This is a genomic window from Pedobacter kyonggii, assembly GCF_004310665.1.
GTDB classification, from domain to species: domain Bacteria; phylum Bacteroidota; class Bacteroidia; order Sphingobacteriales; family Sphingobacteriaceae; genus Pedobacter; species Pedobacter kyonggii.
The window spans coordinates 23,062-44,983 of the sequence record NZ_SIXF01000005.1 but is presented as its reverse complement, the minus strand read 5'-3'; the positions used below and the strand labels follow the sequence as shown (position 1 = coordinate 44,983).

The following is a 21,922-nucleotide window of genomic DNA, read 5'->3' as shown; positions in this document are numbered from 1 at the left end:
CCACTATGGAACTGATTGTAATTGCCAAGCCAACCGTTTTTAAGGAAGAAAGTAACCTGATCAACCAGCTTTTCGAAGCTGGTTTACAGATTTTTCATTTGCGTAAGGAAAATGCAGATGAGGCCGATTACCGTAAAATTGTGGAAGGGATTTTACCGGAATATCATCCACGTATTGCTTTACACCACTTCCATACACTGGCCAACGATTATAACATTAATAGAATCCACCATACCGAAAGCTTTAGAAAAAGTATTACGCTCAATACCCTGCCACCTCAAAAGCATATATGGAGCACATCTATTCATCAGCTATCAGATATAGATCGCATTAGGCCATACCATTACTGTTTTTACGGCCCGGTATTCAACAGCCTTTCCAAACCAGGTTACATGGGGTTTATCCCTCCCGGTTTTCGGCTAAACAAGTATAACGCTAAAACAAAATTAATCGCTTTGGGCGGCATTGGCCTCAACCAGATCGATCAGGTAAAAGCAATGAATTTCGATGGTATTGCGCTACTGGGCAGTATCTGGAACGATCCTGCTCAGGCTTTAATCAATTTTAAAAAAGCACAGCAACATTGCCTTGCTTAGCATCAACCGTTTTAAAAATATCAATATGATTCAGCCCTTACAATATATCTCGCAAGCACCTAAAACAGGCACCCATATCGATGCCATTGAACAAGTGCTCCAAGCGGGTGGAAAATGGATCCAGCTCCGCATTAAAAACCTGGCCGAAGCCGAAATCCTGCCTTTTGCAAAAGCCGCGCAGGCCTTATGCGAAAAGTATGGCGCCAAGCTTATCGTAAACGATTTTCCGCACCTGGCAAAAGCCGTAAACAGTTATGGTGTACACCTGGGCCTACAGGATATGCCCATTCTCGAAGCCAGAAAAATTATCGGGAAAAACCAGATCATCGGCGGCACAGCGAATACTTTCGAACATATCCAACAAAGGGTAGCCGAAGGTGCTGACTATATCGGCTTGGGTCCATTCAGGTTTACCCGGACAAAAGAAAACCTGAGCCCGATTGTGGGCTTGGAAGGCTACCACAAATTAATGGAAAAAGTAAGAAGTGCTGGCATTAATACCCCAATTATTGCCATTGGTGGTATTGAAGCCGCTGATATTCCGGCTATACTCGAAACCGGAATTTACGGAATTGCCATCTCGGCGGCGCTCACCAACCAAACACAAACAGCTGCGGTTCTTGAAGAAATCAACAGCAAGTTCAGTATTCATTCGATTTAAAAATTACAGATATGTTAACCATAGCAGATCAAACCTTTAGCTCTCGCCTCTTTACCGGCACCGGAAAATTCAGTTCTGCCAAAGAGATGGAAAGTGCCTTAATTGCCTCGGCCTCCGAACTGGTTACCGTGGCGCTCAAACGTGTAGATTTAAGAGGCAAGGATGACGATATCCTTCATCACCTTAAATACCCGCACATTAATTTATTGCCCAATACCTCTGGTGTGCGCAATGCAAAAGAAGCCGTTTTTGCGGCTCAGCTGGCACGTGAAGCCTTAGAAACCAATTGGATCAAACTGGAAATCCACCCAGATCCGAAATACCTTATGCCCGATCCGATCGAAACATTAAAAGCCACCGAAGAACTGGTTAAACTCGGTTTTGTGGTTTTGCCTTATATCCATGCCGACCCGGTTTTATGTAAACGTTTGGAAGATGTGGGCACGGCGGCTGTAATGCCGCTGGGCTCCCCAATTGGCAGTAACAAGGGATTAAGAACCATCGATTTTTTAGAGATCATCATCAGCCAGAGCAGGGTCCCGGTAATTATTGATGCCGGTATAGGTGCACCGTCTGATGCGGCAAAAGCCATGGAAATTGGTGCCGATGCTGTTTTGGTGAACACCGCCATTGCCATAGCCAAAGATCCGACCAATATGGCTATTGCCTTTAAAATAGCTGTAGAAGCCGGCAGAATGGCTTTCGAATCTAAATTAGGCGCTCAAACAAACTATGCTGCAGCAAGCAGCCCACTAACCGCATTTTTAGATGAAGAGTTTTAACGGGGTATTCGAATCTTACAATTGGGACGATACCAAGGCCAGTATTTACGATAAAACAGCTGCAGATGTAGAGCGGGCATTGCGCAATAAACAGCGCGATCTGGAAGATTTCAAAGCGCTTATTTCTCCAGCAGCGCTGCCTTATCTCGAAGATATGGCGCAGGTTAGTCAGCGATTAACTTTAGATCGTTTCGGTCGGGTAATACAAATGTATATACCGCTTTACCTCTCCAACGAATGCAATAACATCTGTACCTATTGTGGTTTCAGTTATGATAACAAGGTAAGGCGGAGAACGCTCACCCCAATGGAAATTATGCAAGAAGTTGCGGTAATTAAGGGTATGGGCTACGACCATGTGCTGCTGGTAACGGGCGAAGCCAACCAAAGTGTACACACCGATTATTTTAAAAAAGTATTAGATCTCATTAGTCCACATTTTGCGCATATCTCCATGGAGGTGCAGCCTTTGGATGTAGCCGACTACGAAACCCTTATTCCGCACGGGCTAAATACGGTACTGGTTTACCAGGAGACCTACCACCAGGACGATTACCGCAAGCACCATCCAAAAGGCAAAAAATCAAACTTTCTGTACCGCTTAGAAACCCCTGACCGTTTGGGGCAGGCAGGTATCCATAAAATGGGTCTTGGCGTATTGATTGGCCTGGAAGACTGGCGTACAGATTCATTTTTTACCGCCCTGCATCTCTCTTACCTCGAAAAACAATATTGGCAAAGCAAATTCAGTATTTCTTTCCCCAGGCTACGGCCTTTTAGCGGTGGTTTAGAGCCTAAAGTGGTGATGAACGATAAAGAATTGGTACAACTGATCTGTGCCTACCGCTTATTTAACAGCGAAGTAGAGCTGTCTATTTCTACCCGCGAAACCGTAGCTTTCCGCAACCAGGTGATTAAGTTGGGCATTACCGCCATTAGTGCGGGTTCTAAAACCAATCCGGGCGGTTACCAGGTAGAACCGCAATCGTTAGAGCAGTTCGAAATATCTGATGAACGCTCGGCACAGGAAATTGCGGCCATGATCAGAAAACAGGGTTACGAGCCTATCTGGAAAGATTGGGATATGAGTTTGATCCAAAAATCATGTTAGTAAAAGAAGAACTGAACCGTTACAACAGGCAAATGATCTTGCCTGAATTGGGCCCCGCCGGACAGGAAAAGCTAAAAGCCGCCAAGGTATTGGTTATCGGCGCAGGCGGCTTGGGCTGCCCGGTATTGCAATATTTGGCCGCAGCAGGCATAGGAAGAATTGGAATTGTAGATGATGATGTGGTAGCATTGAGCAACCTGCACCGGCAAATTTTATATAACCATACTGATATTGGACAACCTAAGGCAAAAACTGCTGCAGCAAAACTCCAATTGCTTAATCCGCATGTAGGTCTCAGTGCCTATAACGAACGTTTAAGCGCAGATAATGCGGCAAACATTTGCCAGGATTATGATCTGGTTATCGATTGTTCGGATAATTTTACCACCCGTTACTTAGTGAACGATACATGCGTAACTTTAGGCAAAACACTTATTTTTGGCTCTATTTTACAGTTCGAAGGTCAGGTTGCGGTATTTAACCAGCAGGGTAGCACAAACTATAGAGACCTCTATCCGGCACCACCAACTGAAAATATTAACTGTATAGAAGGAGGTGTAATTGGCATTTTGCCTGGCATAATAGGCTTGTACATGGCCAATGAAGCCCTAAAATTAATCTGCGGCATTGGCGAAACACTTTCGGGCAAACTGATGACTGTTAATGCATTGAACAATGCCGTGCTGGTATTTAAAATTACGCAGGAAAAACAAGCAGAGACCACTAAAACAGAAGCTAACATTGAACCAATAAAAGAACTCGACAAAGCAACTTTAGATCAATGGCTTTCTGAATCCCCTGATGAAGTTTTTTTAATTGATGTTCGCGAAAGCTACGAACACGAAGACGACAATATTGGAGGCATCAACCTCCCATTGTACGAACTAACGAACTTGCTTACTGCTATCCCAAAGAACAAAAAAGTAGTGTGTTATTGCCAAACTGGGCAAAGAAGCAAAATGGCCGTACAGTTGTTGAACGGAGTTTATGAAGGGGAGGTTTATAGTTTGAAGGATGGGATTTAGTTCATTTGGTTAACTGGTTAATTGTTTAAATCAGTTAACTGTGAGTTGATTGAGCGCATTCCATCATACTGAACTTGTTTTACAAATAGAAATATTATTTTCAATTGTCTTGTAGCTACTACGTGGTTAGTATCTATCATGCTACCTGCAAAAGTTCCGAAAAACATCGCTCGTCATTTAACCACAGAGGGCCCAGAGATAAGGCACAAAGGTCGCAGAGCTGGACGTAAAAATAGTGCCATCGGGCTTATATGATCTTATGTCTTATGTGGTTCAATCAAAAAGATCATTCACATTCAACTACGCCTAGTACAGCTCACTTAAGATGACAAAACGGGAAAAGCGACCGTTATTCCCGCGCAGGCGCGAACCTTAAAGCTCAATACATTACGATTATCAATCAACCCTATAGCTATTGGGTTGGGAATTACGACACAGGGAATGACGCATCAATTACTCCATAATACCCGGCTTGGGCTAAAAGCCCATCATCCACGCGCTTTAAAGCGCTTTCATTTCATCTGATAGGTATCTGATCAGGATGACAAATCACTAATAATCAACATCCAACTAACCTTCTCTTTTTAGAAAAAATTGAATAGTTTAGCTATTCATAAATTAACGGAATCTCTAATGCTAAAAGTGCGCTCAGCATGAAAAAACACCTTAAATATATTGATGGCAGCTCTGACAAATTCTGGCAGATCGAAGTACTCAACAATAGTTACACCGTTACTTATGGCCGAAATGGAACCAGCGGTATTTCACAGACTAAAACTTTTGACGATGCTGACCAATGTTTAAAAGCCTCGGAAAAGCTGTTGAGCGAAAAAACAAAGAAAGGTTATTCCGAAACGGGCGAAGTGATTATCAGTCAGGTGCTATCTACACCTAAAAAAAGTGGGGGTAAAGATGTAACCCAAATATTAAATGCTTACGACGCCATTTTGAAGGAGAAAAATCTGGCAGCATTATTACCATTTCTGCAACAAAACGCCAAAGGAAATATAGAAGCACTTAAAAAGCATATCAAAGCTAAAAAGCGCTATTGGATGTCGTTTGTTGATCTTACCAACGAACCACAGTTTAAAACAAACAATTATAGTTGGGGTACCAGGGGCGATGAAAAATTGAAGGAGATAATCACCCTTACCGCAATCGGCATTTTGAGCAAAACCGACATTATACCTTGGGATGAAGCCTTCGATATATTGGCTCAGGCAGAAAAAAGAAAAAGTATTTTAAGTGTACTACAATGGGCACAGCCCGATTGGATTACTGATTATTTGCTCGATAAAGTAAAAAAGAATGAGTGGCAGAATTTCAGTTACCAAACCTTGCGTTTTCTCGAAAGCAATGGTTTAATAATGGTACATGCTGAGCTTTATGCTTTATGTTTGGCTAGCTTTAACGAATGGAGAACCAAGGTGAAACCAAGAGATTTTATCAAATATATACTGAATGATGAGTTGGCCTATACACGCGATGTACCCAATTTATACTACTACGAAACTGGGATACAGAACAATTACTTCAGAGATAACGATACCCAGGCATATAACGAATTTTCTATATGGGAGATTATCTACAACGCCCTATTGCAGGATGGGAAACTAGATCGGCAACAGTTTATAGAACAGGCCATTTTAATCCAGACTAAGGAATGGAACAACAACCTTAAATCTTTTTACCGGAAAAGATTAAGCGATTTAAACCCAAACACTGAAGAACTTCTTGCTAATCAGGAATATATTTTTACCTGTTTGCAATATGCCTACGCACCTGTTGTTAACGGTGCTGTGGAACTGATTAAACAGATTTCTGGGGAGAAAAAATTTAATGTAAATTCTTTTCTCGATTGGCTCGAGCCGCTAATGATGAGCAACGATAACAAAACAGCCATTAAGAACATGCTGCCCGTTCTGGAGAAACTGAATAAATCGCAACCCAAATTAAACAAAAGGATCACTTCCCTGATTGCTGATATTTATGTGGTGCCCGATCTTAACCTGCAAGAAAGGGCGAGTAAACTGCTGTTAAAAATAGCCGCACCAAAAGATACTGCATTACACGAAAAATTATCAGGTTATTCGGCACTGATGTTGGGAAATGTACGCTCGGGCTTAGGCAGTTTGCTCGCGGCCGAAGACCTTCTTGTTGCTGATGACGCTTTAGAAAGCTATCATTTTAAACCTAAACAGGAAAAGGTACTAAATGAACCAATTGTGCTACCAAAGGATTGGAATGATGTGGTATATTTATTCGGCAAATTTATTGCTTCAGAAGAAATAGCCGATGCCGAGATACTCCTAAATACCTACATCACCCAACAACATTTATTCCCTGCTGATTATGCTAAACAATTAGCCCCTTATGGACAACAGGTTGAAAAAAAATATTTCGAGAGTGTTCATAAAAATTATATCGCCACATTTCTGCGCGAAAAAATAAAAAATATCGATTATGTGTTTACCATAACACAAAACACCTATCACAAAATAAAAACGCTCCTGCTCATCAGACCTTATTTAGATATCGTGCAAAAAAGAATGGCTGGCAACCTCCGCCTGCCCATGCTTTCTTTCCCTACACACTATCCATATTGGGTGGTTCCAAAAGTACTTTTAGAAAGGTTAATTGCCTATCAGGAGAATGAGGCAGAAATCAATGCACTCGATTTAACCATCGCCATTGGCCGCATGCCACGCGAACAGGTAGACGAAGCGACCCCGCTTTTAGAAAAGCTTAACGGCGAGCTTAAACAACTCATGGCCTTTTGTTTGGGTACTACAAATGATATTGTGATTAAAAGCGATAGTATATTTAATAAACTGTTTACGAAAATTGGAGGCGCAACAGATGCCGGCTTAAAAAGCGTGTGGGCAATGGCTGCCAGAACGCATTATCCTGATGAAACCTTTCCTGTATTTAACAACACTTACCTCAAAGATTATCCGATGGTTGTATCTCCGTTTAAGCCCGAAATAAGGATTAAAGAAAAGTGGAACGAGTATATGAATTATCAGACCAAGAAAATGGAAAAATCAGCATCGTGGTACGAGTTAAGCTTCGATTTACCCCCATATACTACAGTACACGGTTTTTTCTTGCCTGCTTTAGATTTATATGGCAGAAAAAACAGTTGGGAGTATATGATGAGCGGCGAAGGCAATGTTTATTATTGGAACGGCCTGATGCCGCAGCATAATGATGCCCTGGCCTGGTTTATACTGCGTTCATCATGTTTGCATGCCAGCGGGGGTGCATCAGAACTTAAAGGTTTTCTCCATGTAATCAACCGTACAGGATTCCGTTTTTCGGATGTCTCGATGTTGGTTTTTGCCTGTATGTTTTTTACGGATAAAAAAGAAGTCCGTTTAATGGCTTCAGAAGTATTGATCAACCTGGTCGAAAAACGGATTATCGATCTGGATCTTTTGGCCACAAAGCTTGCTTATTTAGCCTCAAATAAATATGGCGCATTTTTACGTCTGGTAGAAAGCATTGGGGCATTAAAAGGTATTTCCGCCTTGCACAATTCTGCCTTTCTACAACTGCTCGAAAACTTGTTAAAACACCTGGTTATTGCAGAAAAGCTTCCTGTAAACTTTAAAAAACTGGTTGAACATTATGTGGATGTGCTTTACAAAACCAATCAAAAACCTGCACCTGCAGCCATTGCTTTTTTTGAAAGATGGAAAGACAATGCTTCCCTTAAGGGTTTAATTAAACAAATTATTACAGCTTAACATGACCGACCTACAATATCACTACAGTGGCGTTTCTACCTTTACCAAAACTAAAGGAATTAATAGTTTAGTTTTGGCCCACCAAACCGAAATAGAAGCCGTAAACAATATCCCCTGCTTTTTTTGGGGCAGCTTAACCGACCCTTATGTTACCGCTAAATGCTGGAGCACCATAGCAAAAGTAGTGCGTTCTAGCTTCGGGCCAATCCCCCCAAGTTTACGAGATCCCATTGTTACTGCCGGTACCGAACGCATCAGGTTTGAAGGTTTTTCTTCCTGTAATGGCGTTTATGTTCGGCTTGATATGAAACCAGCATCTATTGATGGCGAATTTATGGCCAGTGGTACCACCAATGTAGATTTTAACGACCCCATGCTCAATGCCTTAAACAGCATTCAAAAAAATGAAAAAGTAACCCTGGCGGTGGGCCAGCAAGAAGTACAGGTAATTACCAGCAAAACTAAAGTGACAGAAAAAAAGGTAACCTTACCCACCCGTTGGATTAAGGGCTTAACCAGTGTACAGCTTTATCTTGCTGATATGGACCTAAAATTCGAGCTGAATAAAATACAAACCATACAACTTTTCCAAAACCTACCAAAGGGAACAATTAAAGGCGATTTCTTTATTTCGAAAAGGGCAGGCAAATTTATGTTTTCTACCCTTGCCACCGCCGATGCAGTTCGTGTAGGGGGCTTACACAGGCTCCGCTTATTAGATGGTATTTTAGCTATTGCCGATAAGGTTTACATTTACGAATCTGCCGATAAACAGACAGTGGCCTTTGTGTACGAATTTGGTAAAATGCAATTGCTAATGGCTTTTTCTCCCGATGCCTACCGCGGATTTTCTGGTGAGGGCAAAGCACTTGATCAGATGACGGAAAACCTGCCAATAGAGTGGGTTTACGGTTTAAACAGTCTGCTTAAAGCAAACGAAAATTTCGACCCTACTTTACTCTCCATCGAGCACGATATTGATTTTGGCACCATGAGCCAGCTCACCTCAAGCTTATCATCAATCGGCTTACTCGGTTATGATTTAACGGGCAGAAGCCATTTTTACCGTCAGCTTCCTTTTAAAACCGAAAGGATTTTAAGTTTGAACCCCCGCCTTAAAAATGCCAAAAAACTGGTTGATGAAGAGCAGGTGCAGGTATTAAAAAAAGAAAAAGATTATATAGAAGCTCAGGTTAAGGGGACGGGCGTACTGCATAAGGTGGTCATTAATCAGCAGGACTATCGCTGTACCTGCGAATGGTTTACGGCCTATCAGGGAAAAAGAGGCATCTGTAAACATATTTTGGCTGTAAAGATGGTTGCCCGATAGATTGCTGATTTTAGCCTGTTTAACCGCAAAGAGTTCACGGAGAAGAGCCGCAGAGAACGCAAAGCCATTCGGCTATTTTTGCACCTCTTAACTTCCAAACCCCTGTTCTTAGCCTTCCGGACCCATTGCATCTTTACAACAGAGCCCTGAAAAAGACACCGAGTGCGCAGAGTTTGAAAACAGTATTAAGATCTACTTCCTTAATATCTTAACTTCTCAATGGTAAATATCTTTTTACCCTACTAAACTGCAGTATTTACTTCCGTTCCGTTAAGCATTGGTTCAATAGATAATTTAACCTCACTATCATCTTCTTGCAATTTATCTTCCGATTTCACTTCTTTCTGGAGCTTACTCATAGCAAAACCACAAAGGCTTACAAAAATAGCCGCACATAAAAACCATACTAACCGTGTAAGCAAATACCGATAATTAGAAGTGTATTTTGTTAAGATAGTACTCGAAAGTGGTTTCAGCATTCTTTGTAAATCTAAAGGATAAGCACCACTATCGGTAAAAAATTCATGATCCTTTCCATGACCTTTATACCACACTTTACCCAACGAATAAGTAGTCATAGTATCGGGTAAATTAATTTTCCTTTGCTGTGTTAGGGTTTTAATATTTAAAGGAATGATTGCAGCACCAACATTTTGTTTTTCATCTTTAACCGGCTCGTAGTGATCCTCATCCCAATACATAAATTTCTCATCAGGGTTAGGCGTTCTAACCATAGTTGGACTATTCTCCCATAAAACAAAAGAGGCACTACCAATAAAGAGCGAAATGATGCAAGTAATAATGATGAAACTTGTTGAGAAGATACGGACATATTCTGTTTCAATATAATCGACCTTAGTGGTCTCTTCTTCTTCAGCTACCTCAGTTGTCTCAACCATTGGTTCTTTTTCTTCCTTAACTAGGTCGCCTTGATTATCTACTTGTTCATCTATAACTATTACATCATTCTCAGAATTCTGATCATTACTATTATTTCCACCGGTCGTATCAGACTGTGTTTCATTTATTCTAACTTCAGGTGTATTGATGAATCCTTGTGTCTTTACATCGGATCGTTTATCAAAACTATTATAATAAGATATACTTGTTCTTGGCTGAAAATCTATTAACCAAGCTAGAAGTTCAATAAATTTTATACCAGGATTTGTTACTTTACCCTTTAAAATTTTGGGCATTTGTTTAAATTTCTCAGCTGGAGAATTTTCTATTAAGGTAAAATATCCTTTCTCTTGATCTTTAGGTCCAAAAAACTGTCTAAGTATTTCATCGTCATTAGAGTTAAGTTGTCTCTCACGATAAACTATTAAACATTCTTCACGTAAATCCCCTGGTGTGGGAGCCGATAAATTTGGCGAAAGACTCCCATCTAACTTCTTCTTTTTATAAGTGTCTAAGACAACTTTTCTATATTCTTCGGGCATTTTTCTAAAATTTAGTCGTAAAAATAAGACGGAATTTCCGGAATTTTTACGGTTAACCGGAATTCTAACGGAATGACAGGAACGAACGGAATCTTTTGATAACTAGCGATTTGAAGCCCCCATATTTGTATCGTTGATCAGCACAGGCGGCGATTCATTATCAAAACTAAAATAAAAAACTGATTAATAAAAGAGTAGAAATCGCGGTAGTTATTAGCCGGTTTGGGAAGCAGTTATTGGCTCCCGCGACAGACACTCACCACTTCCCAAAAATTTCAGAAGGCCTTCTGATTTACAAATCGTAGCAAACCCCGCGAATGGTCGCGGGGAACTACTGAGTTAATCATTTCTAAATTTTTGAATCATGTTTTTACCATTATTTATCGCTATCCTATTGGGATTAGCTACTCCATCCAATACAAACCATTCTGCATCTTGTGGCGGAACAACAACAGTAAACACTACTGATACCGATCCAGGCGATACCGATCCAGATGACCCTGGAGATACTGACCCAGGTGAAGATACTGGTGGCGACACTGGTAATAATCCTCCAAGATAAAGGATAGAAATACGGGCAAAATTTGCCCGTATTTTTTTTAAATTAGAGGATTAAATAAAATACATTGAAAAACTATCTAACGCTTCTTCTCTTTCTATTGCTTTTATCCTGCAATAAGCATAAGCCTGCAAATCCTACCAATGGTAATAATCAATACTATGACAAAGCGTGGTATTTTTCAGATCACAACATTCCTGATAGCAGCTTTATTTATTTTAATAAAGCCAAAGACGAATTTCTTAATCATAATGATAGTGTTGGCATAGCCAAAAGTTTAATAAATATGGCTATCATCAGTGGAGATCAAAATGATTATTTTGGAAGTCAAGAAATATCGTTATCAGCAATAAAATATCTCAGTATTAATAATGAAAATCAAAGAGAGATATTATCATCTAATTATAACAATCTAGGTAAAGTCGCACATCATTTAAAAAGATATGATGATGCGGATCAGTTTTATATTCAATCTATCAAACTGGCAAATAAAGAAAAATCTAGAATGATATATATTAGTAATTTGGCGATAAATTTATCTGACCAAAAAAGATATAGTGAAGCATTATCATATTTTGAAAAAATAATAAGGAACAAAAGTCTTACAAATGATAGTTCTTCATTCCCTCGCGTATTAACTAATATGTCTTTGACTAAGTGGCGTCAAAATCCCAATTACAATCCTGTCCCTAGTTTTTTAAAAGCTTTGTATATCCGCGAGAAAAAGAATGATTTATGGGGGCAAAACTCGAGCTACGCGCATCTTGCAGATTATTATATCCAAAAGCAATCAGATTCAGCTTTGTTTTATGCCAATAAAATGTATCTAGTAGCTCAAGAAATAAAAAGTGCAGATGATCAGCTTGAAGCCTTACAAAAACTCATAAAACTAAGCCCGGCAAGAGAAACGAAGTTTTTTTTCAATGTCTATCAAAATTTAAATGATAGCGTTCAAACCGCACGTAGCGCCGCCAAAAATCAATTTGCAGTGATCCGCTATAACTCGGAAAAGAACAAAGCCAACTTTCTAAAAGCACAGGCAGAGAATGTTGAAAAACAAAAAGATATACTCGTTAGAAATATCGGGATTGGTACTTTGATCCTGTGTTTGCTATTGGGCTATTTTTTATACCAGAAACGGAAAAAGGGCCTACAACAGGAAAAAGAAATAGAAGTTAAAAAAACGGAGCTCAAATATGTAAAAAAAATTCACGACCGTGTGGCCAATAGAGTATACCAGGTAATGTCGGAGGTAGAGAACACGCCCGAAATAGATAAGAATGATCTGGCCGATAAACTTGATGTGATCTATAAAATATCGAGAGATCTTTCTTACGACAATAAAGATGTCCATAATGAAGAAAGTTTTTCGATTGAACTGACGAAAATGTTATACGCTTATGCCTCGGCAGAAACTAACATAATAATTGAAGGTCGTGGCGAAAACCTTTGGGAAGCTATTAAAGACGACACTAAAGCAGAAGTGTTTTGCATTTTGCAGGAGCTTATGATCAATATGAAAAAACATAGTGGCGCAAATACCGTTACCTTAAATTTTAAACGCGAAAATGACCGTATAACTGTTTTATATGTAGATAATGGAAAGGGAATGGAGGTTTTAACCCCTAAAAATGGATTAAGAAATACGGAAACCCGTATAGAAAGTATTTCGGGCCATATTACTTTTGATACCAAGCCTGATGGAGGGCTTCTTGTTGAATTTTCATTTCCAACCTTATAAAAATATAAATATGTTCAAAAACGTACTCATCGCCGAAGATCATGAAATTGTTAGTAAATCGCTCCGTAGCGCCCTTACAGATCTTGGCATTACCATAGCCGATAAAGATTATGTATTTTATTGTGATGATGCATTTACACGCGTACAAAAAGCACTGCGCGATGGCGACCCTTATGAACTGATCATTACCGATCTTTCTTTTGATGAAGACTACCCGAAACAAAAAATAGCAGGAGGCAGAGAACTGATCAAAGCTTTAAAAGAAATACAGCCAGATTTAAAAGTGCTGGTATTCTCTATCGAAAACAGGGCCCTGATTGCCAATACACTATTTAAAGAATTAAATATTGATGCTTATGTACCTAAAGCCCGCCATGATGCAAAAGACCTTAAACTGGCTTTAGAAAGCATCTATAAAAACAAGAAATATCATTCACCCAACCTAAGGCAAAAAGAAGAGTACCTGCACGATTTTACGCCCTATGATAAAACAATTGTTTCGCTCATTTTAGATGGGAAAACCCAAAAAGAAATGTCGGGCATTTTGAAACAGAAAAAGATGGAGCCATCCGGTTTGAGCAGCATCGAAAAACGGATAAATTATATTAAAACCGCGCTAAATATTTCAAATAATGGCCAGTTAATTGCTTACTGCATCGCAAATAAGGTAATTTAGCTGGGAGGTTAGTCCTAAGTCTTCAGTCCATAGTTCAGGGGTCGATCGATCTCAGTTAGAAACTCATGCGGCTGTCCTCCCGTAAATACATCATTCTGAACTTGTTTTTATTAAGGGTTCCCATTGTTTTTAAGGTCAAATAGCCCTTTCGTGGTAAGGGGCTTTAACATGGGTGAAGAAATTACATTCCGCAGGGGCAAGCACCCAACTCTGCGATCTTTGTGCCTTCTCTCTGTGCACTTTGTGGTTAAAAACAAGCGATTTTGTGTAGAGTGATAAACTATCAACCAATGAACTATTGACTAATGAACCAACCTACGGTTTCCCGTAAGGATGCGCCATATTCCTCCCATACTTTTGAGCAGCTAAAAAAATCACTATGGGAAAATTTATCATTACCAAAAGAACAAACGGCCAGTACCGGTTTAATCTCGAAGCAGCAAACGACAGGGTTATCCTCACTAGCGAAGGCTACACCACAAAAGCAGGCTGCAACAAAGGTATCGAATCGGTAAAAACAAATGCACCAGCTGATGCCAGGTACGACAGAAAAGAGGCCAAAAACGGAGCCTACTATTTTAATTTAAAAGCTGCTAATGGCGAAATTATCGGTACCAGCCAAATGTATACAACAGCTGATGCACGCGATGGTGGAATCGAATCTGTTAAAGTAAACGCACCTCATGCAACAGTTGTGGATGAAACCATTTAATGTAAAAAGACATGGATCTTAAACTAAAGTTAGAACAACTTCATCAGCGGGTGGTCGGATTAAAAGATCAGATCAATACCGAAGAGGCCACAAAAAATGCATTTGTAATGCCCTTTATTCAAATTCTCGGTTACGATATTTTTAATCCCACAGAGGTGATCCCTGAACATATTTGTGATATCGGCACCAAAAAAGGTGAAAAAGTAGATTATGTAATTCGTAGAAACAACGAACCTATACTCATTTTCGAATGTAAACATTGGAAAGAAAGTGCCGATGCACATAATTCGCAATTGCACCGCTACTACCATGTTTCTAAAGCGCGGTTTGGGGTATTAACCAACGGTACGGTTTACAATTTTTACGCCGATCTGGAAAAGCCAAATATTATGGACGAGAAACCTTTCTTAACCATCGATATCGAAGACCTGAAAGATAACGCCATTAAAATTCTCGAAAGTTTTACCAAAAACGAATATAATTTAGAAACAATCCTCGATTCGGCCGAGGGTTTAAAATACATCAAAGCCATCAGAAAGGAATTTGAAAAAGAAATAGACAGCCCTTCCGATGAAATGGTGAAACTCTTGGTAAACCGTTTTTTCGATAAACCCTTAACCGCAAACCGGATGATTGCTTTTAAAGAATATACCAAAAAAGCACTTACCATTTCCATCAACGAATCCATCAGCGACCGCTTAAAATCGGCATTGAATATTAACGAGAAAATTGAGAAAAAGGAAGAGGGCAAAGTGATGCCCATTAATGAAGATCCCGATGTTTCTAAAATCGTAACTACTGAAGAGGAGTTAGAAGCCTTCCAGATTGTAAAGGCCATTTTGCGCGAGAAGATTCCATCTGTCAGGATCGCTGCCCGAGATACCCAATCTTACTTTGGTGTATTGCTGGATGACAATAACCGTAAACCAATTTGCAGATTCCATTTTAATACCATTAACAGGTACATCGAAACTTTCGAGAAAGGGAAAGATGCTGGCGAGAAAAAACAGTTATTCAATCTTGATGAACTTTACGATTACAGAAACCAGCTGCATCAGACTATAGAAAATTATTAATTAATACCGCTCATCTCTCAAAAAATGTAGAGGTTGCTTCATTGTCTGTGTTGGGAGCAGACTTGGCAATCTCTCATTTTAAACACGAAAAATCCTCAGTGATTTGTCATCCTGAGCGGAGTCGAAGCAAAGGTTTCGAAAGTTGTGAAGATTAGGTTGAGCCAAGGTGCTCCAGGTTATAAAAATACATTGCTCCAATAGTCTCGTCTGATCAATCTAAAGTTTTACCCAACATGCCCCGCGTTAGGGTTAGCCGTAAGGAATCCGTTTTTTGCCGAAATATCTTAGTGGCATGAAACATCTCGTTACACTCCTATTGTTAACATTCACTATGGGCAAAGCCCAGGCACAAAAACAGAAAATGATCACCTATCAATTAATGGAGCCGGGTTTTAACACCAAAGTAATTAAAGGAAGCATTAGCGAGGTATACGCTACAAAACGTTATGGCAAAACTTTCTGGTGGGTAGTAATCGGTACCGATACCATTATCCATGTATGGCGCAAACACCTCGATACCGCAACCATGAAACCTGGTGTAAACCGCGCTTTCCATTCCATTAAACGCCTCGATAATAGCTGGTGGAAAAAAGAAAAATCAGAAGATTATGTAAAGCCGAAGGAATAATCATTTCGTAAAAATCCATATAAACGATTGGCGATTTTGAGTAGGGCTATACGTCTCGCCAGGTCTTCATTTCTACCGCAGTGTTCGAAAGGAACTCCTTCGGAGGAGAAATCTGATAAAAAGAAATTTACAAGTTTTGCTTCATAATCAACTGTAAATCAAGATATAACTTTTCTTAGATACTTTGTTTTTTTACGGTTTTCCGTAAGGTTTGGGGTTTAGGCTTGTATACTTTTGAATTATAAACTTAAAACAAACTTATCATGGAATACAAAGTAGTGCCATTTACCGCAACATTGAATCAAAAAAATGAAACTACAGCTGCGATTGCTAGTCAATTAGAAAATTTAATCAAGCAATTTACTAACCAAGGTTGGGAATACATCAGATTAGAAAGTGTTTCAACTTATGTGCAACCTGATCCAGGGTGTTTTGGTTTAGGTGCAAAACCTGGTTATTTAGCTTCCTATCAAATGGTTGTTTTTAGCAAAGGTGCAATATGAAAATAATTTTACTATTAGCCATTAGGATTTACTGGTTAGTATTTCCTCAAAATAAAAGACGTAAATGCATTTTCAAAGTAAGTTGCTCTAAACATGTTTATCAAATTACCAATGAAGGTGGTCTATCGAAAGGGCTTATTGCATTAAAATATCGATACCAAAACTGCAGAACTGGCTTTCATATTTTCGAAAATCATATCGATGGCAGTAAGATGATGATATTACCCGATGGTCAATTGCTTCAAGAAAATGAGATTGCAGCTAGATTTTTCTCCTGTAGCTAAGATTTAATGTCTAAAATTAATTGAATTCCCATACTTTTTCATCAATGAAACCATTTCTGATCGTTTGTTCAATCTGCTGTTTTGCAGCAATATTTAAATTGCCCATCGAATATTACACCTTTCTCAGAACAACAGTTTCGCTGGGTGCCTTGCTGCTTATTTACGTTTGGACAAAACAAAAAAACTACGTTTTAACAGTTATTTTTATCCTCGTACTCATTCTTTTCAACCCCTTATTACCTATTTACCTGCACAGAAAAAGCATTTGGATTCCAATAGATATCATAACAGGCTTGCTCTTTTTACTGATCGCCTTTTACAACAAAAAACAACCCGCAAAAAAAGAAGAAAAAGCCGTAGAAGTTTTATCTGTTCAAAAAACATACGCCAGAGACCGGATTGTTTCGGCAAAGCGAGAAATATAATCATGAATTAATAAATCAAACTCAAAACTTAACGTTATGATTGCCCAAATAGAAGAATTTTTTAACCCAAAAACAGCTGAAGCACCTCAAGATGAAAATGTGGAGATTAAGGAGCCTATTACGGAAGTAGCAGAGGAAGTAAGAAAAAGAACTTACCACGAAGCAGGCTTTAGAGATGGATCGCGAAACAGCGGCAGCCCTTTGGCACTTTCGATATGCCTGAATGCCATTTATGCCAAGTTCCAAAATGAAGAAAAAGAATTGGTGGAAAAACAGCAATTGGCTAAAGAGCCCTATATCAACGAGCAGAAAACAAAGGAAACGGAAATCAAAACCCTTGCCATCAGTGAAGAAAGCAAAAAACAGCAAATCACCCTGGTTGAAACCAATATCAGAAAGGTAAAAGACAATATCGAAGAGTTAAAATTCGAAATCAACGAACTGGCCAGGGATCCTGAAAAATACCACATCAGTGCTTCAAAAGGTGCTTCAACAAAATTCTGGATCGGTCTGATCATACTGATGCCTTTAAGCTTGTATTTATTTACCTTTTATATCTCAACCTCTTACTCAGCCTTCTTTAAACCTTTTGATGCCAATAGCACCATCATCATGAATGTGCTCGATTCTAAAGCTTTTTCTAAAGCTTGGCAGGATGGATCACTCGAAGGCGCTTTTGTAACCTTTATTCCATTCGTATTTTTAGGCTTAGGCTATTTAATCCACATGTTTGGCGAAGTTAAAAGTGTGGTAAACTACATTAAAATCTGTCTTCTTTTACTTACCACTTTTGTTTTCGATGCCATCCTGGCATATCAGATAGAAGAAAAGATTTATGAACTAACCAAAACCTTCGATACTCCTGCATTTAATCTCCCTATTGCCTTCGGCAAAATCCAGTTCTGGGGAATCATATTCGCAGGTTTTGTAGTCTACCTCATCTGGGGAGTAGTGTTCGATTTTATCATGAAAGAACACCGCGAAAAAGACAAAATAAAACACGAGCAGCTCCGCAGAAAAAAGGACATCCAGATCCATCAGGACCGGATAACGGATATCGAAATCCAAAAAGAAAAGCTGATCACAGAACTCAGCGATATCAAAAAACTTTCGCTTGAAGCGCAAGGGCGCGTCGTTAGCCTGCAAAGAATTATCGATGCCGTAATTATTCCCACCAAAGAGTATGTATTGTATGCTTCAGAATATATGCAAGGCTGGATTACATTTATTAACGAAAAACTCCGCATTTCACAACACGAAAAATTTGATCTTCAAAATGAATGTAGGGCCTGTTATGATGAAAACCTTAAAAGTGTAGGCGCCAGCGAAGATGCTCAAAATTCTGTTTATGTATCTACCTTATAAACCTTGGTCCATGAAATCCAAATTATTAAACACATTGCTGATCCTTTTCATTACAGCTACTTTTGCCAAAGAAACTAAAGCGCAAACGCAGAACCTAAACATCAGCTTTTTGCTCGATTTATCTGATCGGATAGCGCCCAAAAAGAACCCCGATTTTTTTCAGAGAGATCTCGGATACATAAAATCTATAGAAACAGCCTTTGTTAATCATGTAAAAGGAAAAAAAATAATGCTTTTAAATGATCAGATGCAGGTTTTCTTTGATCCCATTCCTAAAATCCCAAATATCGATCAACTGAGTCAACAATTGAAAGTAAGCTTTAATCCAAAAACAAATAAAAAAGACATTCTAAGTGTGGATAACATTTACACGCAAACCTCTTCAAAAATCTACCTGCATACCATTAAAGACAATCATTATGTTGGCTCCGATATCTGGAAGTTTTTCAAAAATAATGTTCAGAATTATTGCATTAAGGACAAACAACGAAATATATTGGTGATATTAACCGATGGTTATATGTATCATCAAAACAGTAAGTTTTTAGATAAAGGTAAAAGCGCTTACATCACCCCGGCATTTATTCAATCAAAAAAGCTCACTTCTTCTGATTATAGGGCAATCATGAAAAAGAATAATCTTGGTTTTATCTCTTTTCCTTATAATTTAAAAGATCTGGAAATTATTGTTTTAGGCATTAATCCATCAAAACAAAACCCATACGAAGAAGATGTGATTAAACAATACTGGACAGATTGGTTTACTGCTATGAACGTAAAAAAATTCCACTTAATCACAACCGATCTGTCTGCCAATTTAGCACCTGTACTTCAAAAAATTATTTCAGGAAAATGAGAGGATATATTCGCTAATTTTAAACCAGCAATAATCTTCTATAACACAGCTTGTTAATTAAACAATTTTCAACAATACCGCCCCTCAATCATGAAAACGCTCTCCCTGCTCATCCTTTTCTTTATCAACATTACTTGTAAAGAAAACACAACCGTGTACATTTGCAACAGTGCTGGCGCTAAAAAATACCACTATACCTCCAGTTGCCGCGGTTTAAGCAATTGCACGTATAAAATTATAAAGGTGGATATAGAAAAAGCCAAAAAAGACGGAAAAACATTATGCGGTTGGGAAAAGTAAGTTTATTGGTTTTATTGTTAACGCTCCAGGCTTGTTTCATCCCACCGGGCGAAAGCAAACCGTTAATAAACTACAACCCTCTTGTTTTTACGGCCAAGGTAATCCGCATTATGGATGGCGATACCATGGAGGCATTATACCAAAACCAGCCCGTTAAAATCCGCCTGGCCCATATCGACTGCCCTGAGAAACGCGGCTCGCAACCTTTTGGCAATCATGCTAAAAAAGCCTTATCCGATTTATGTTTTGGGCAAATGGTGAGTGTGCAAGGCCAAAAATACGACCGCTATAAAAGGTTAATTGCTGTAGTGATTAACCATAACAAACAGGTGGTGAACCAGGAAATGATTAAACAGGGTATGGCCTGGCATTATAAAAAATATTCGAGTGATCCATTATATGCTCAGCTGGAAGTTGAAGCAAGGAAGCATAAAATAGGATTATGGCAGGATAGTAATGCCATAGCGCCTTGGGAGTGGCGGAAACCAAAAGTGCAACCACTTGAAAAATAAAGGATGGAAGATTAAATAGATCATTGCTTCCTTATAACTAAAAATGCCTGATAGCATATCCATCTATCAGGCACCCATCCTATAAAAATCTTGCTATACCTTCCTCAATGCAGTTTTTAATACTGATAGAATAAAAAGGATAAAAAATATGGTTACTATCGGAGCAAAAACTTCTAACCAGCCAATACGCCCGATAATTATTTTGATAATAAAAAGGATGCTGCTAAACAGCATCCCCAATAAGATTAAGATTTCCTTAAAACCCCTTTGTTTTGTTTTCTTTGTGCGTCTTTTTGTCACAGATTTTTCTTAAATGGTTAACTTATAGCAATGTAATTTCAACACGCCTGTTCTTTTTTCTTCCAGCATTGGTGTTATTTGAGGCAATCGGATTTTCAATGCCTTTTCCTGTTGTACTTATCCGAGCTGCTTCAATATTCAGTGAGGTTAAATGATTTTTAAATGCTTCTCCCTCAACTGCGATATCTGTTGATTTACTGCTAAGGGGCCATCACTGCTTGCATAACCATCAATATGGATGGACGCCGTACGCGGAAAAGCCAACAGCGCTGGCCTGCCTTAACCGGCCAATTGTTAAAAAATGTTAAAGGAATTTGAAAATATTATTTTGTTGTTTTTTTTTGAGCCTCCAATCAGATAAACAAACAGGAAAGCATTTTTTAGAGCAATTATTTATTTTTTGATTTTAGATCATGTTATCAGCATTACCATTTAACCGTTTTCGCTTATCAGGAAGATTTGCGTTTTTTTTCATCATCTTTTTTGCGCCATCAGTGGCCGCTATTGCCCAACCGTTAAACGAAGCCAAGGCTGGCCCATCGGCTTTTACCGCGAAGCTGATTAATATTGAGGCGGCCACGAATGAGGTTTTTAGGTACAGCACTACCCTGCATAACGGCACCAAAAAGCAGGCCATTTACGAGCTGAAGGCAGCCCTGCCCGAGGGCTGGGTGGTGAGTTACAAAGTAGAGGGCAACCAGGTTACCTCGCTTAATATGGATGCGGGCAAAAGCCAGGAAATTGCAGTGGAGATTAATGCCAGTGCAAATGCATCACCTAAAAAATACAATATCCCCCTTAAAGCCGTTGCGGCCAATGACACCCTTTTACTTAACCTCGAAGCGGTGGTAAAAGGCTCATACGGCGTTGCCATGAGTACGCCGAGCGGGAGGCTTAGTGAGGAGGTAAGCTCTGGCGGGCATAAAGACATACAGCTGGAGGTTAAAAACTCCGGAACACTGGCGCTGAACAATCTGGAGCTGAGCAGCCAGCTGCCGAGCGGCTGGGAAGTGCGTTTTGAGCCGGCCAAGATCAGTAAACTTGAGGCCGGAAAAAGCGTAGCCGTTACCGCCTTTTTAAAAGTTCCTGATAAAACAATAGCCGGAGATTATGCTGCAACCTTTAGCCTTTCGGGTACCAATGCCAACACACAACTGGCGTTCCGTATGTTTGTTAAAACTTCATTGCTTTCTGGCTGGATCGGCATCATGGTGATTGTGCTCGCCATTGGCAGTGTATACTACCTTATACGCAGGTACGGCAGAAGATAATCCATCCTTTAACAGCAC

At 39.4% G+C, this 21,922-nt stretch carries 22 protein-coding genes; 21 read left to right on the top strand and 1 reads right to left on the bottom strand.

What is annotated here, in order from left to right:
* Nucleotides 1-5 precede the first annotated feature (5 nt).
* The 7 genes from EYS08_RS07240 to EYS08_RS07210 all read left to right on the top strand — a co-directional run bounded on the left by EYS08_RS07240 (nucleotide 6) and on the right by EYS08_RS07210 (nucleotide 9,254).
* A complete protein-coding gene (locus tag EYS08_RS07240) occupies nucleotides 6-596 on the top strand; it encodes a thiamine phosphate synthase (RefSeq protein ID WP_131029394.1) in 591 nt (196 codons plus the stop codon).
* A 25-nt stretch (nucleotides 597-621) separates the two neighbouring features.
* A complete protein-coding gene (locus EYS08_RS07235) occupies nucleotides 622-1,257 on the top strand; it encodes a thiamine phosphate synthase (protein ID WP_131029393.1) in 636 nt (211 codons plus the stop codon).
* A gap of 11 nt (nucleotides 1,258-1,268) precedes the next feature.
* A complete protein-coding gene (locus EYS08_RS07230) occupies nucleotides 1,269-2,039 on the top strand; it encodes a thiazole synthase (protein ID WP_131029392.1) in 771 nt (256 codons plus the stop codon).
* Entirely contained in the window at nucleotides 2,026-3,150 is a 1,125-nt protein-coding gene (gene thiH / locus EYS08_RS07225) for a 2-iminoacetate synthase ThiH (RefSeq protein WP_131029391.1), read from the top strand. The genes EYS08_RS07230 and thiH overlap by 14 nt, the downstream gene beginning before the upstream one ends.
* Nucleotides 3,144-4,175 (top strand): HesA/MoeB/ThiF family protein, encoded by a 1,032-nt coding sequence (moeB, locus tag EYS08_RS07220; protein ID WP_131029390.1) that lies wholly within the window; start codon nucleotides 3,144-3,146, stop codon nucleotides 4,173-4,175. The genes thiH and moeB overlap by 7 nt, the downstream gene beginning before the upstream one ends.
* A 653-nt stretch (nucleotides 4,176-4,828) precedes the next feature.
* Nucleotides 4,829-7,924, top strand: a complete 3,096-nt coding sequence (locus EYS08_RS07215) for a DUF6493 family protein (RefSeq protein WP_131029389.1) — start codon at nucleotides 4,829-4,831, stop codon at nucleotides 7,922-7,924.
* Between the two features lies 1 nt (nucleotide 7,925).
* A complete protein-coding gene (locus EYS08_RS07210) occupies nucleotides 7,926-9,254 on the top strand; it encodes an SWIM zinc finger family protein (RefSeq protein ID WP_131029388.1) in 1,329 nt (442 codons plus the stop codon).
* A gap of 242 nt (nucleotides 9,255-9,496) precedes the next feature.
* On the opposite strand, the gene EYS08_RS07205 is transcribed toward EYS08_RS07210, so the two are convergent.
* Nucleotides 9,497-10,696 (bottom strand): hypothetical protein, encoded by a 1,200-nt coding sequence (locus EYS08_RS07205; protein ID WP_131029387.1) that lies wholly within the window; start codon nucleotides 10,694-10,696, stop codon nucleotides 9,497-9,499.
* Nucleotides 10,697-11,060: 364 nt separating this feature from the next.
* Between EYS08_RS07205 and EYS08_RS07200 the strand changes: the two genes are divergently transcribed.
* The 14 genes from EYS08_RS07200 (at nucleotide 11,061) to EYS08_RS07130 (ending at nucleotide 21,904) form a co-directional block, all read left to right on the top strand.
* The gene (locus EYS08_RS07200) at nucleotides 11,061-11,258 is read left to right on the top strand and encodes a hypothetical protein (RefSeq protein WP_131029386.1); all 198 of its coding nucleotides are present in this window, start codon (nucleotides 11,061-11,063) and stop codon (nucleotides 11,256-11,258) included.
* Between the two features lie 64 nt (nucleotides 11,259-11,322).
* Complete coding sequence (locus EYS08_RS07195) at nucleotides 11,323-12,996, top strand: ATP-binding protein (RefSeq protein WP_131029385.1); 1,674 nt, start codon at nucleotides 11,323-11,325, stop codon at nucleotides 12,994-12,996.
* 10 nt (nucleotides 12,997-13,006) lie between these two features.
* Nucleotides 13,007-13,672 (top strand): DNA-binding response regulator, encoded by a 666-nt coding sequence (locus tag EYS08_RS07190; RefSeq protein WP_131029384.1) that lies wholly within the window; start codon nucleotides 13,007-13,009, stop codon nucleotides 13,670-13,672.
* A 379-nt stretch (nucleotides 13,673-14,051) separates the two neighbouring features.
* Nucleotides 14,052-14,384, top strand: a complete 333-nt coding sequence (locus tag EYS08_RS07185) for a YegP family protein (RefSeq protein ID WP_131029383.1) — start codon at nucleotides 14,052-14,054, stop codon at nucleotides 14,382-14,384.
* An 11-nt stretch (nucleotides 14,385-14,395) separates the two neighbouring features.
* The gene (locus EYS08_RS07180; protein WP_131029382.1) at nucleotides 14,396-15,460 is read left to right on the top strand and encodes a type I restriction endonuclease; all 1,065 of its coding nucleotides are present in this window, start codon (nucleotides 14,396-14,398) and stop codon (nucleotides 15,458-15,460) included.
* Nucleotides 15,461-15,752: 292 nt separating this feature from the next.
* Nucleotides 15,753-16,088: a hypothetical protein gene (locus tag EYS08_RS07175; protein ID WP_131029381.1), complete on the top strand. Its 336-nt coding sequence runs from the start codon at nucleotides 15,753-15,755 to the stop codon at nucleotides 16,086-16,088.
* 263 nt (nucleotides 16,089-16,351) lie between these two features.
* Nucleotides 16,352-16,591, top strand: a complete 240-nt coding sequence (locus EYS08_RS07170) for a hypothetical protein (RefSeq protein ID WP_131029380.1) — start codon at nucleotides 16,352-16,354, stop codon at nucleotides 16,589-16,591.
* Entirely contained in the window at nucleotides 16,588-16,875 is a 288-nt protein-coding gene (gene yidD, locus EYS08_RS07165) for a membrane protein insertion efficiency factor YidD (protein ID WP_131029379.1), read from the top strand. The genes EYS08_RS07170 and yidD overlap by 4 nt, the downstream gene beginning before the upstream one ends.
* 44 nt (nucleotides 16,876-16,919) lie before the next feature.
* Nucleotides 16,920-17,300: a DUF6804 family protein gene (locus EYS08_RS07160; protein ID WP_131029378.1), complete on the top strand. Its 381-nt coding sequence runs from the start codon at nucleotides 16,920-16,922 to the stop codon at nucleotides 17,298-17,300.
* Nucleotides 17,301-17,336: 36 nt separating this feature from the next.
* Nucleotides 17,337-18,665 carry a hypothetical protein gene (locus EYS08_RS07155; RefSeq protein ID WP_208745812.1) on the top strand — a complete coding sequence of 443 codons (1,329 nt, stop codon included), beginning with the start codon at nucleotides 17,337-17,339 and terminating at the stop codon, nucleotides 18,663-18,665.
* 10 nt (nucleotides 18,666-18,675) lie between these two features.
* Nucleotides 18,676-19,521 carry a hypothetical protein gene (locus tag EYS08_RS07150; RefSeq protein ID WP_131029377.1) on the top strand — a complete coding sequence of 282 codons (846 nt, stop codon included), beginning with the start codon at nucleotides 18,676-18,678 and terminating at the stop codon, nucleotides 19,519-19,521.
* Between the two features lie 90 nt (nucleotides 19,522-19,611).
* A complete protein-coding gene (locus EYS08_RS07145) occupies nucleotides 19,612-19,821 on the top strand; it encodes a hypothetical protein (protein WP_131029376.1) in 210 nt (69 codons plus the stop codon).
* A complete protein-coding gene (locus tag EYS08_RS07140) occupies nucleotides 19,803-20,333 on the top strand; it encodes a thermonuclease family protein (RefSeq protein WP_131029375.1) in 531 nt (176 codons plus the stop codon). Before EYS08_RS07145 ends, EYS08_RS07140 begins: the two co-directional genes overlap by 19 nt.
* 713 nt (nucleotides 20,334-21,046) lie before the next feature.
* Nucleotides 21,047-21,904 carry a COG1470 family protein gene (locus EYS08_RS07130; RefSeq protein WP_131029374.1) on the top strand — a complete coding sequence of 286 codons (858 nt, stop codon included), beginning with the start codon at nucleotides 21,047-21,049 and terminating at the stop codon, nucleotides 21,902-21,904.
* The last annotated feature ends 18 nt before the right edge of the window (nucleotides 21,905-21,922 follow it).